The organism is Polycladidibacter hongkongensis (genome assembly GCF_001561995.1).
Taxonomy (GTDB): Bacteria; Pseudomonadota; Alphaproteobacteria; order Rhizobiales; family Stappiaceae; genus Pseudovibrio; species Pseudovibrio hongkongensis.
In genome coordinates, this window is record NZ_LLWC01000008.1 from 291,863 (window position 1) to 302,995 (window position 11,133).

An 11,133-nucleotide genomic window follows, 5' to 3' on the forward strand; every position below is an offset into this window, starting at 1 on the left:
GGCGAAAAAAATAACGGGGCTGCTGGCAAAATGCCTGCTGCCCCAATTTTTTTCATACGCAGCTGCCTTTCAATCAGCAGCGATGCCATTTGTTGGGGTTTGCGCTGCTAGAAATTGGGTCAGCCCTTGCCTTTTTGAGTGGTTGAGGGCACTTTGAACGATCCAACGCAACAACTTATTAACACTTTGCGGTTTGTGCATCGAACCGCGCAGCTATGACGGGCCTTTCGCATGAAAGTCACACTTGAGCGGAGCGAACTTCTAAAGTCCCTAACCCACGTCCATCGTGTGGTCGAGCGACGGAATACAATTCCGATCCTCTCGAATGTTATGCTTGATGCCGAGGGTGGAAGTCTAAAGCTGAAGGCGACCGACCTTGATCTGGAAGTGGTGGAAACCATTGCAGCAATGGTGGAAGTCCCCGGCGCCACAACCGTCCCAGCCCATATGATCTATGAGATCGTGCGGAAGTTGCCAGACGGTGCGCAAGTTGTGCTGGAAACCTCCGGCAATGACAGCACATTGGAAATTCGCGCTGGTCGCTCGCGTTTCGCCCTACAAATGCTGCCAGTTGCCGACTTCCCGGATTTAACGGCTGGTGAGTTTTCCCATAATTTCACAATCTCCGCAGCTGCAATCCGCAAGCTGATCGACAGCACGCAGTTTGCGATTTCAACTGAAGAAACCCGCTACTATCTCAACGGGATCTACGTACACACGGTAGAGACAGATGCCGGCTTGAAGTTCCGAGCTGTTGCAACAGATGGCCACCGCCTTGCTCAGGCAGAGTTTGAGGCACCGCACGGCTCTGAAGGCATGCCGGGTATAATCATTCCGCGCAAAACTGTGGGTGAAATACAAAAGCTATTGGAAGATCCTGAGGCAGAGATCAACGTTGAGATTTCCGAAACAAAAATACGATTTGTTATCGGTCCGGTTGTTCTCACCTCCAAACTTATAGACGGAACTTTTCCCGATTACGGCCGCGTTATTCCAAAGAATAACGAAAAAGAATTGCGGGTTGATCGTGATGTCTTCAAAGAATCTGTTGATCGCGTCTCAACAATTTCCTCCGAACGGGGAAGAGCGGTCAAGCTTTCCATCAGTGAAGGCAAGATGATCCTTACTGTCACCAATCCAGATTCCGGTAGTGCAACAGAAGAGGTCATGGTGGAATATGAGGCAGATGCGATGGACATCGGCTTTAACTCCAAATACCTGCTAGATATTGCTGGCCAGCTCAAGAAAGATACAGCGCTTTTTTGTCTGGCGGACTCTGGTTCCCCCACATTGATCCGCGATGATGGCGATGCCGACGTCCTTTATGTTCTGATGCCAATGCGCGTCTAAAAGCCAACGTCTGCGACTTAGCCAGCGCAGCGCTTTAGAGAAAACACCTCGTAGCGCTGCTTTGGCCTAAGCTTACTGCAGATCGCATCGGTATACAACGGAGCAAGAGGCGATGACAGAGCGAGCCCGTGTGGCGCTAACGCGTCTTGTTCTCAGTGATTTTCGCAATTACACCAACGCAAAGCTGGAGCTGGATAGCGATTGTATCGCACTTACCGGCCATAATGGCGCGGGTAAAACAAATATCCTAGAAGCCTTGTCGTTATTATCAGCTGGTCGTGGTTTTCGCCGCGCTATTCTCGCTGATATTGGCCGCATCGGCGGTTCCGGCGGCTGGGCGATTAGCGCTCTTCTTGATGGACCTTATGGTGAAACCAAGTTGGGCACCGGCCTTACCGCTGGCGATACAGGCCGTCGCTTGCGCATTGATGGTGAAGAGGCGCGCTCATCCGACGCCTTGCTTGATCATTTGCGAGTGCTCTGGTTGGTGCCAGCTATGGATTGCCTGTTCACGGGCTCTGCTTCCGACAGGCGAAAATTCTTAGATAGACTTGTACTTTCCATCAATCCTGCTCATGGCCGGATAGTCGGTGACTACGAAAAGGCACTGCGCCAGCGCAACCGTCTCTTGGTGGAAGGGGGAAGCAATGCCTATCTTGATGCCGTTGAAGCACAGGTAGCAGATCTTGGAACGGCTGTTGCCCTCGCTCGCAATGAAACAGTAACGCTGCTGGTTGATACTTTGGCCCGACACGCTGTCTCCGAAGCGGCCTTTCCCGCCTCTTTGATTTCACTGCAAGGCCCGTTTGAAGAGCTGGTTCATGGCGTTGCCGCAGCGGATCTCGAAGACAGGTTCAAAGCACAATTGCGCGACAATCGGTTGATCGACCGTGCAGCAGGACGCACGTTAACGGGCCCGCACCGTTCTGATCTCAGTGTTTTGCACGCTGATAAGGAGCTGCCTGCGGCCTATGCCTCCACAGGTGAACAAAAAGCCCTGTTGATTGGCCTTGTTCTGGCCCACGCAGAGCTCACCGGGGCAGTGTCAGGCATGGCACCTGTGTTGTTGCTGGACGAGGTTGCCGCGCATCTTGATCCGGATCGCCGGGCAGCTCTGTTCACACGGCTGCAAGAGCTGGGCGGACAAGTTTTCATGACAGGAACCGACACCTCCCTTTTTGAAGCCTTGCCACCGGAGGCCCAGTTCTTCACGGTACATGAGGGTTCGGTGAGTGTTACGAACCGAAGCTCTGGATAAAACCCTGCTTCGACGGGTTTGACCGAGCAGCCTGCCCCTGTTAGGGAAGAGGGCAAGTGTTTCCCTCACGTTTGAATCGGAGCCAAAAAGTGGATAGCGCAAGCCTCCTTGTTTTTGCGGGCACGTTGTTTGCCGCCGCCATCACGCCTGGCCCCGGCATTGCTGCCCTTGTTTCCTACGTTTTGGGCTATGGCATGCGCAATGGGCTCTCTTTTGGCCTTGGTATGATCTGCGGTGACAGTGTGCTGTTTACTCTCGCAGTGCTGGGAGTGGCCGCTATTGCAAAAACATTTGCCTTCGCCTTTTTTGTGCTGAAAATTGTTGGTGCGCTATACTTGGTCTACCTTGCATGGAATTTGTGGCGCTCGGGCGGGTTTGTTAGCGAACAACCTCGATCAATGGAAACCAAGTTTTGGGCCGCGTTTACCTCCGGTTTCACCGTTACAATTTCCAATCCGAAGCCGATCATGTTCTATATGGCTTTGATGCCAAACCTGATTTCCGTGGAACAGGTTAGCTTGCTCGCCTATGGTGAGTTGCTGGGCATTATCGCAGGCGTGCTTTTGGTCGTCGTTTTCGGCTATGCGGCACTGGCGGCAAGAGCACGTTCGCTCATGACATCCGGCAAGGCAGTTCGCCGTCTAAACAAGGGTGTAAGCCTCGCAATGATTGGCGCAGCAGCAGCAATCGTGACAAAATAGGCAAGCCCTTGAGCCGGAGTAGGGTTTTTCTACGGATTTCTCGCTGGGATTGCGTTTGCAACCAGCTGAATTCTTGTGGTTTTCCGCCAAGAGCTTATAACAGATTATCCGCTAGATAACCCACAGGCAAAGTGATTCGAATGAGCGAAAACGCGACCCCTGAAAACGAAAATGCAGCAAACGGCGCAGCCGAGAACGGCTACGGCGCAGATAGCATCAAGGTCTTGAAAGGTCTGGATGCTGTGCGCAAGCGTCCGGGCATGTATATCGGTGACACAGATGATGGCTCTGGCCTCCATCACATGGTCTACGAGGTGGTTGATAACGCCATTGACGAAGCCCTAGCCGGCCACGCAGATCATGTCACCGTAACGTTGAATGCCGATGGCTCGGTTACTGTAACCGACAATGGCCGCGGTATCCCCGTTGATTTGCATTCGGAAGAAGGGATCTCCGCTGCCGAAGTCATCATGACCCAGCTGCATGCTGGCGGTAAATTCGACAACAACTCCTATAAAGTTTCAGGTGGTTTGCACGGCGTTGGGGTTTCTGTTGTAAACGCGCTTTCCACCACGCTGGATCTGCGCATCTACCGCAATGATAAAGAGCACTTCATTCGCTTCCACCACGGGGAAAGCGCCGCTCCGCTGGAAACAGTGGGCGATGCGCCCGGGCGCAGTGGCACAGAGGTGACCTTCACACCCTCGCCAGAGACGTTCACCAAGACTGAATTCAATTATGAAACGCTGGAGCACCGCCTGCGCGAGCTCGCGTTCCTGAACTCTGGCGTGCGTATCATACTGACTGATGATCGCGGTGTAGAGAAGCAGCAGGTCGAGCTTTTCTATGAGGGCGGGCTGGAGGCTTTCGTCCGCTATCTCGATCGCGCCAAACACCCGCTTATCGAAGAGCCACTCACCATGACCGCGGAAAAAGACGGTATCACCGTTGAAGTGGCTATGTGGTGGAACAACAGCTATCACGAACAGGTTCTCTGCTTCACCAACAACATCCCGCAGCGCGATGGCGGCACACACCTAGCCGGTTTCCGCGCAGCGCTGACCCGCCAGCTTACTGGCTATGCTGATAGTTCCGGTTTGCTGAAGCGTGAAAAAGTAAACCCGACCGGCGAAGATTGCCGTGAGGGCTTATCCTGTGTGCTTTCGGTTAAGGTGCCAGATCCAAAGTTCTCCTCGCAGACGAAAGACAAACTGGTCTCCTCCGAGGTTCGCCCCGTGGTTGAAAACCTTGTTGGGCAGGCTTTGGCAGAGTGGCTGGAAGAAAACCCGGCTCCGGCAAAATCCATTGTCTCAAAAATCGTCGAAGCAGCCAGTGCCCGCGAAGCAGCTCGTAAAGCCCGTGAGCTTACCCGCCGCAAAGGTGCGCTTGATGTGGCGTCTCTGCCGGGCAAACTAGCAGATTGTCAGGAGCGCGACGCTTCTAAAGCCGAACTGTTCATCGTGGAGGGTGATTCCGCGGGTGGCTCAGCCAAACAGGGGCGTGATCGCAGCAACATGGCAGTTTTGCCGCTGCGTGGTAAGATCCTCAATGTGGAGCGTGCGCGCTTTGATAAGATGATCTCTTCGCAGGAGATTGGCACGCTGATTACGGCGCTCGGTACCGGTATTGGCCGCGAAGAGTTTGATATCGAAAAACTGCGTTACCACAAAATCATCATCATGACCGATGCGGACGTTGATGGAGCGCACATTCGCACCCTGCTGCTTACGTTCTTGTTCCGCCAGATGCCAGAGCTTATCGAAAACGGCTATGTCTATATTGCGCAGCCTCCACTTTATAAAGTGAAGCGCGGGCAGTCCGAGCAGTATTTGAAAGACGAAGCTGCGCTCGAAGAATACCTGATTAATGCAGGCCTTGATGAAACCAGCCTAACGTTGGCGGAGGGTGAAGTTCGTCTTGGTGCCGATCTTCGCTCGGTTATTGATGAAGCCCGCGAGGTCTCCAGTGTGCTTGATGGCCTGCATGCCCGCTATGACCGTGATGTGGTTGAGCAAGCGGCGATTGCAGGTGCGCTAAACCCTGAAATTTTGAATGATCGGGCCAAGGCGCAAGAGGCGGCAGATTACATCGCTCGTCGCCTTGACATTCTTGCAGATGAGTTTGAACGCGGTTGGCAAGGTGAGGCTTCCGAAAATGGTGATCTCGTCTTCCACCGTATCGTGCGTTCGGTTCGAGAAGAAACCACCATCGATGCAGCACTGCTCGGCTCTGCTGATGCTCGTCGTTTGAGCGCGCACTTCGCCTACCTTGATGAAGTCTACAAAAAAGCCGCGACCTTGAGCCGCAAAGACAAATCCACGGAGATTCGTGGGCCGCGTGCTTTACTCGAGGCAATTTACGCGCAGGGCCGCAAGGGAATCTCCATGCAGCGCTACAAAGGACTGGGTGAGATGAACCCGGAGCAGCTCTGGGAAACCACTCTGGATCCGAATGTCCGCTCGCTGTTGCAGGTAAAGATCAAAGAGGCAGATGCAGCCGATGACATCTTCACCAAGTTGATGGGAGATGAGGTGGAGCCACGCCGCGACTTCATACAAACCAATGCACTCAGCGTGGCCAATCTGGACATTTAATCAGGTTATTTAATAGCGCAGAAATCACAAAAAACCCGGAGGTTATTGCCTCCGGGTTTTGTCGTTTCTAAAGCAGGCTTGCGGGTTTAGACGCGTGAAGCAGCGCCTAGGAAGTCACCCAGCACGCGGCCCAGTTCCTTTGCTTCCTTATCTACATCAGCAGCCACTGTGTCCACGATGCTCGCCGCGCTATTCACCTCGGTTGCAACTGTGTTTAACGAGCTGATGTTCTGTGCCACTTGTTCAGTGCTAGTCGCAGCCTCATTCACATTTGTTGAAATTTCCGAGGTGGCAACTCCTTGCTGCTCAATAGCTCCGGCGATGCCAATGGTGACAGAGTTCACTTGCTGGACCAAAGCGGAGATCTGCTCGATAATCTTCACAGCTTCCGCTGTGGAACCCTGCATTTGGTTGATCTTTTTGGAGATCTCCTCAGTTGCATTGCTTGTTTGCGTAGCCAGATCCTTCACCTCGGTAGCCACAACCGCGAAGCCGCGACCTGCCTCGCCCGCTCGCGCCGCCTCAATGGTGGCATTTAGCGCAAGTAGGTTGGTTTGTTCGGCGATTTCCTGAATGAGCGTGACCACGCCGCCTACAGCGTCAGCTGCATCGGCAAGACCAGATATCTGGGTGTCAGCGGCGACAGTCTTTTGCTCTGCTTCCTCCGAAACTTTGCTGGCTTCGTTAACTTGGCGAGAAATCTCCATGATTGACATAGACATTTCCTCAGTCGCCGAGGCGATGCTTTGTACACCGGCAGAGGTCTGTTCAGAGGCGCTGGCAGCTTCGCTGGCGTTCAGCTGCGCTTTCTCTGTCTCACCAAGCATTTGCGTTGCTGTTTCATTGAGTTGTGTCATCCGCTCGGCAACATTGCTAAGCGCAACCCCACTTGTGGTTTGGAATTCCTCGATCAGCTCTTGCAGCTTTTGTTGGCGTTGACGCTCTACTTCGTCTTGCTTTTCCTTTTCAGCAGTAAGTTGCTCGCGTTCTAAAGCATTCTGTCGGAATACCTCTACAGCGCGCCCCATGTCGCCCAACTCATCGCCGCGCTTTGCGGCAGTATTGTCGATCTCCAGATCGCCATCAGCCAGTGCATTCATATTGCGCGTCAGGTTGGAGATCGGCCTTGCAACCGACCGCGCCGCGAGCGCTGCAATGACAATCGCGACTAAAAGAAGAATGGAGGCTGTACGTAAAATGTCGTTGCGCATGGCGACAACAGGCGCTTCAGAAACCTCAAAGGATTCAAAGGCAGCGACATAAAGTGATAGCCCGCTATGCTGGAACGGAACAACTGAAGCGCGCATATCAATACCACTGCGTGGGTCGACTGCTGCCACAAGGCCTATCTTCTGGTTACGATTTTCAAGATATTCCTGAGGAATGCGCGACTTAAGGATATCGTTCTCTCTTGTCAGCCTGCTGTCACTGCGCAGCAGGCCGTCACTGCCAAACAGCACAGTATCACCAAGTTCGCTGAGTCCAATATTTTCGGAGAGCAACTTGGAGATTTTTCCAGCAGGCATCTGTAGGGCAAGCACACCCATTGTATCGCCATAGCGAATAATTGGTGTTGCAATAAAGCTGGCGGGCTCTCCATTGCTCGGTGCGTAAGCTTCAAAGTCGACGAGCTGAACCTTATGGGTGCCATCGTCCATTGCCATGGAAAAGGCCTTGGCAAGACCGCTACTCTTCCATGGGCCAGAAATCAGATTTGTCGCAAAATCGCTTTCCTTCGTTGCGGAGTAAACAACGTCGCCCGCTTTGTTGATCAAGAAGATATCGTAGTAGCCACTTGCCTCTCGCACTTCTTGAAACCAATCATCAAATTGCTCATGCACATACGCATAGCCCTTAACCCCGGACTGTGCGTTTTCTCCGCCATTCTTGAGATAGTTTTTAATCACCTCGGAGCGCTTGGCGTTCGTGTCCGCAACTTCTTTCCAAAGGCTGTTAAAGCCAACCAAAGCGTCACTAATTGAGCGATCAGATGACATCTTTAGAAGATCATCTGCAATGCCGTCATAGTACATATTCAATTCTTGAACTTTGGACTTTGCAAGGGTCCTTAGGTAGGTCTCAGCATAGTCGTGCGCTGTGTTCGAAGCGCTCTGGTACGCGGCAAATCCAATGCCAAGCGCAGTAACACCAATAAGAACCACCGTGATAATGGGTAGTTTTACTGATATTTTAATGTTACTAAGGGAAATCGTCATCTCTACGACCCAATTAATTTCTGTAGTAGTCGTATAATGTATTATCTTATCTTGATTTGAAAGGGTTTTTATTAGTAAGTGAAGTTATCTAATATAGTTAATACATCTAAAGAATAAGATGATATAAAGTAATTTCGTTTCTTCATGCGACAATGCTGTCTATAAGTATGATGCTTATTAGAAGGTAGTTGTAGAACAATAACGGGCAAACGAAGTGCATAAGCAGACATTCCAAAAAAGGTGACAAAAATTGGAATTAAACACTGTTTGATATGAAATATTTGGTGAAGTACAACTGCAATATACAAAAAAAATAGAATTTTACTAAAATCAATTCTCGGTTGTATTATGCGGAAATATTGTGGGTAATTCTATCCGATGGGTAGTGCCACACACGGTTTATGCGTGGCACTGTTTAACTAGGCTTTTTCGTGCATAAACACTTCATAGCCTTCAAAATGGGGGCCACCAGCATAGATGTGCTTGTTTTTGCCTGCGTTTTTGTGCGCAGCCAAAAATTGCTCAGATTGAGTCCATGCTTCAAACGCTGCAAAGCTCTCCCATAGAGTATGCGAAGCGTAGTTAGAGTGCGCCTCTTCTTTAGAACCGCGCAACATCTTGAACTCTACAAAACCCGGCATCTCGGAGAGACGGCGCTCGCGGTTTTTCCAGATAGTTTCAAACTCTTCCTCATGCCCGTGTACGACACGGAAGCGATTCATGGCGATATACATATTCAAACCTATTGTTGGCTCCCAGCAAGGAGCAGATTGCACATAGTCGGGTGATCGCTGGCGGTAAGCTGGCTTGCTACGTTAAAACATTTACGTATCTTGACCTTCTACAAAAACATGAGTTAAGAAGTCAACTAATTGTCAAGCGCATCAACGCGCAAGTTGTGCGGAGCACTAGCCAAAAGCCATGAAGCTCCCCTTTCCAATAGGGATTCTTCTATGCAAATCGATTTGAAAAGAAACTACGCGAGTTATCTCTCCAAAGCGAAGAAGGCGCTTGCTGTCGGCTTTGTTAGCTCGGTTATGCTGAATCTCCCGGTATCGGGTGTTGCAGCGCATGACGTCCCGGAGCGTATCACTACGATTGGCTCTACACTGACAGAAATTGTACATGCGCTGGGGGATGGCGAAAAAATTGTCGCGGTCGATAGCACCAGCACCTTCCCTGCCAGTGTCAAAGATCTCCCCAATCTTGGTTATTTTCGTTCGCTTAATGCCGAGGGCGTTCTGGCGACAAATGCAGATCTCTATCTCCTACGTGAAGGCGCGGGCCCTTCGCCTGCTATGGATCTCTTAAAAGCTTCAGGCGTTGAGATGATCGCCTTTGAAGAAGGCTTTGATCTTGCAGCCATTACAAGCAAAATTGAAAGAATTGCAAAAAAACTGCACCGTGAAGAAAAAGCAGAAAAGCTTATCAAGACAGTATCCGCGCAGATGGAAGCTGCCATTGAGAAAGCGAATGCACACGATAAAAAACCTCGTGTTCTATTCGCGCTCACACTCAGCAATGGACGGCTCACCGTGTCGGGTCGCGGAACTGCAGCAGACGCTATGATAGGCTACGCTGGTGGCATAAACCCGATGCAGCAATTCGAAGGCTATAAGCCGGTCAGTAAAGAAGCTGTTCTTGAGGCGAAGCCCGATATCATTGTCATGATGGCGCACCTCGCGCATAAATCCAAAGATCAAATTCTCGGTTACGAGCCGATTGCAGCATCTCCGGCAGGTCAAAACAAACGCGTTGTTGTTATGGGCGCAGCTTACTTGCTCGGGTTCGGGCCGCGAACACCCGCCGCGATTAACGATCTCGCCGCAGAATTCCATAAGTAAAATGCAATGGGTGTCAAAACTGTTCTGGTTTTGGCGCTTCTGCCTTTTTTTGATGAACTGAAGAAGGTGTAGTGATGACGCTCAGCCAAACAAGCGCCATTCCCCTCAAGGTAAAGCGTACGTTCCGCCAGCAAGCCCAAGCTTTAACGCTACCGCTCGGTCTCGTTTCTCTGTTTGTTGCTACCTGTTATTCACTCACAATCGGTGCAAGCGATCTTGACGCCCCAAAAGTTCTTGCTTGGGGCTTAGAGCAAATCGGCGGTCCAGATGCTCACCTAACAAGCCTGCAAGAGTTGGTGCTGGTGAAAATTCGGTTACCACGCGTGCTATTGGCCATATTGGTTGGCAGTACTTTGGCGGTGGCTGGTGTGATGATGCAGGGCCTATTTCGCAATCCGCTTGCTGATCCGGGTATTATTGGAGTGGCAAATGGCGCAGCGCTCGCTGCGGTTACGGCGATTACCTTGTCGTCCTTCCTGCCGATTTGGTTGATGGATACCGCTGGAGCTGCCTTGCTACCGCTTGCCGCTTTCCTTGGTGCTGCATCAGCTACCTTGTTGCTCTATCGCGCTGCCACGCAAGGGGGGCAGACCAACGTTGCAACCATGCTGCTTGCAGGCATTGCCTTCTCCGCAATTGCCGGGGCATTTACCGGAGTTGTGGTGTTTAACAGCAATGACGATCAGCTGCGTGATTTTACATTTTGGACAATGGGCAGTCTTGGCGGGGCAACATGGGAACGGATTGTCATTCTCGCTCCGCTTTGCCTCTTGATGCTTTTGGCAATGCCTTTGCTTTCAAGAGGGTTAAATGCGCTGCTGCTCGGGGAAGCTGAAGCATACCACATGGGCATCGACACGCAGAAAACCAAGCGCGCGATAATACTACTAACCGCAGCAGGTGTTGGCGGAGCGGTTGCAACGGCGGGTATCATAGGCTTCGCTAGCATCATCGTACCTCATGTTTTGCGGCAAATCATTGGGCCGGATCATCGCGTTCTTTTGCCTGCTTCCGCGATTGGCGGTGCGTTCTTGCTTGTTCTTTCAGATATGATCGCACGGACAATTGTTGCGCCTGCGGAGCTGCCGATCGGCATCATTACTGCGATTATCGGAGCTCCAGTGTTTTTGAGTATCCTGCTCTCACGTCGCCGACAAATGCAGTTCTAGG

Annotated in this window: 8 protein-coding genes; 6 read left to right on the forward strand and 2 right to left on the reverse strand. The window is 51.5% G+C overall.

Annotated elements, in window-relative coordinates:
- Positions 1 to 231: 231 nt before the first annotated feature.
- The 4 genes from dnaN to gyrB all read left to right on the forward strand — a co-directional run bounded on the left by dnaN (position 232) and on the right by gyrB (position 5,903).
- Positions 232 to 1,350 carry a DNA polymerase III subunit beta gene (gene dnaN / locus AYK82_RS02580; protein WP_068311032.1) on the forward strand — a complete coding sequence of 373 codons (1,119 nt, stop codon included), beginning with the start codon at positions 232 to 234 and terminating at the stop codon, positions 1,348 to 1,350.
- A 112-nt stretch (positions 1,351 to 1,462) separates the two neighbouring features.
- Complete coding sequence (gene recF, locus AYK82_RS02585) at positions 1,463 to 2,608, forward strand: DNA replication/repair protein RecF (RefSeq protein ID WP_068311033.1); 1,146 nt, start codon at positions 1,463 to 1,465, stop codon at positions 2,606 to 2,608.
- An 89-nt stretch (positions 2,609 to 2,697) separates the two neighbouring features.
- Complete coding sequence (locus AYK82_RS02590; RefSeq protein WP_068311324.1) at positions 2,698 to 3,309, forward strand: LysE family translocator; 612 nt, start codon at positions 2,698 to 2,700, stop codon at positions 3,307 to 3,309.
- A gap of 140 nt (positions 3,310 to 3,449) precedes the next feature.
- Positions 3,450 to 5,903 carry a DNA topoisomerase (ATP-hydrolyzing) subunit B gene (gene gyrB / locus AYK82_RS02595; RefSeq protein WP_068311035.1) on the forward strand — a complete coding sequence of 818 codons (2,454 nt, stop codon included), beginning with the start codon at positions 3,450 to 3,452 and terminating at the stop codon, positions 5,901 to 5,903.
- An 86-nt stretch (positions 5,904 to 5,989) separates the two neighbouring features.
- Here gyrB and AYK82_RS02600 read toward each other — a convergent pair whose 3' ends face one another.
- Both AYK82_RS02600 and hmuQ read right to left on the reverse strand, forming a co-directional pair.
- The gene (locus tag AYK82_RS02600; protein ID WP_068311037.1) at positions 5,990 to 8,119 is read right to left on the reverse strand and encodes a methyl-accepting chemotaxis protein; all 2,130 of its coding nucleotides are present in this window, start codon (positions 8,117 to 8,119) and stop codon (positions 5,990 to 5,992) included.
- Between the two features lie 419 nt (positions 8,120 to 8,538).
- On the reverse strand, positions 8,539 to 8,853 hold the full coding sequence (hmuQ, locus tag AYK82_RS02605; protein WP_068311039.1) for a heme-degrading protein HmuQ: 315 nt from the start codon (positions 8,851 to 8,853) through the stop codon (positions 8,539 to 8,541).
- A 219-nt stretch (positions 8,854 to 9,072) separates the two neighbouring features.
- On the opposite strand from hmuQ, the gene AYK82_RS02610 reads away from it, so the two are divergent.
- Both AYK82_RS02610 and AYK82_RS02615 read left to right on the forward strand, forming a co-directional pair.
- A complete protein-coding gene (locus AYK82_RS02610; protein ID WP_068311041.1) occupies positions 9,073 to 9,963 on the forward strand; it encodes a heme/hemin ABC transporter substrate-binding protein in 891 nt (296 codons plus the stop codon).
- A 74-nt stretch (positions 9,964 to 10,037) separates the two neighbouring features.
- On the forward strand, positions 10,038 to 11,132 hold the full coding sequence (locus AYK82_RS02615) for a FecCD family ABC transporter permease (protein ID WP_068311043.1): 1,095 nt from the start codon (positions 10,038 to 10,040) through the stop codon (positions 11,130 to 11,132).
- Position 11,133: the final 1 nt, after the last annotated feature.

What these genes read in the sequence shown, in the direction of transcription:
- hmuQ (WP_068311039.1), bottom strand. Translation starts at nt 8,853, where the DNA reads ATGTATATCGCCATGAATCGCTTCCGTGTCGTACACGGGCATGAGGAA.
- AYK82_RS02610 (WP_068311041.1), top strand. Translation starts at nt 9,073, where the DNA reads ATGCAAATCGATTTGAAAAGAAACTACGCGAGTTATCTCTCCAAAGCG.
- gyrB (WP_068311035.1), top strand. Translation starts at nt 3,450, where the DNA reads ATGAGCGAAAACGCGACCCCTGAAAACGAAAATGCAGCAAACGGCGCA.
- recF (WP_068311033.1), top strand. Translation starts at nt 1,463, where the DNA reads ATGACAGAGCGAGCCCGTGTGGCGCTAACGCGTCTTGTTCTCAGTGAT.
- AYK82_RS02615 (WP_068311043.1), top strand. Translation starts at nt 10,038, where the DNA reads ATGACGCTCAGCCAAACAAGCGCCATTCCCCTCAAGGTAAAGCGTACG.
- dnaN (WP_068311032.1), top strand. Translation starts at nt 232, where the DNA reads ATGAAAGTCACACTTGAGCGGAGCGAACTTCTAAAGTCCCTAACCCAC.
- AYK82_RS02600 (WP_068311037.1), bottom strand. Translation starts at nt 8,119, where the DNA reads ATGACGATTTCCCTTAGTAACATTAAAATATCAGTAAAACTACCCATT.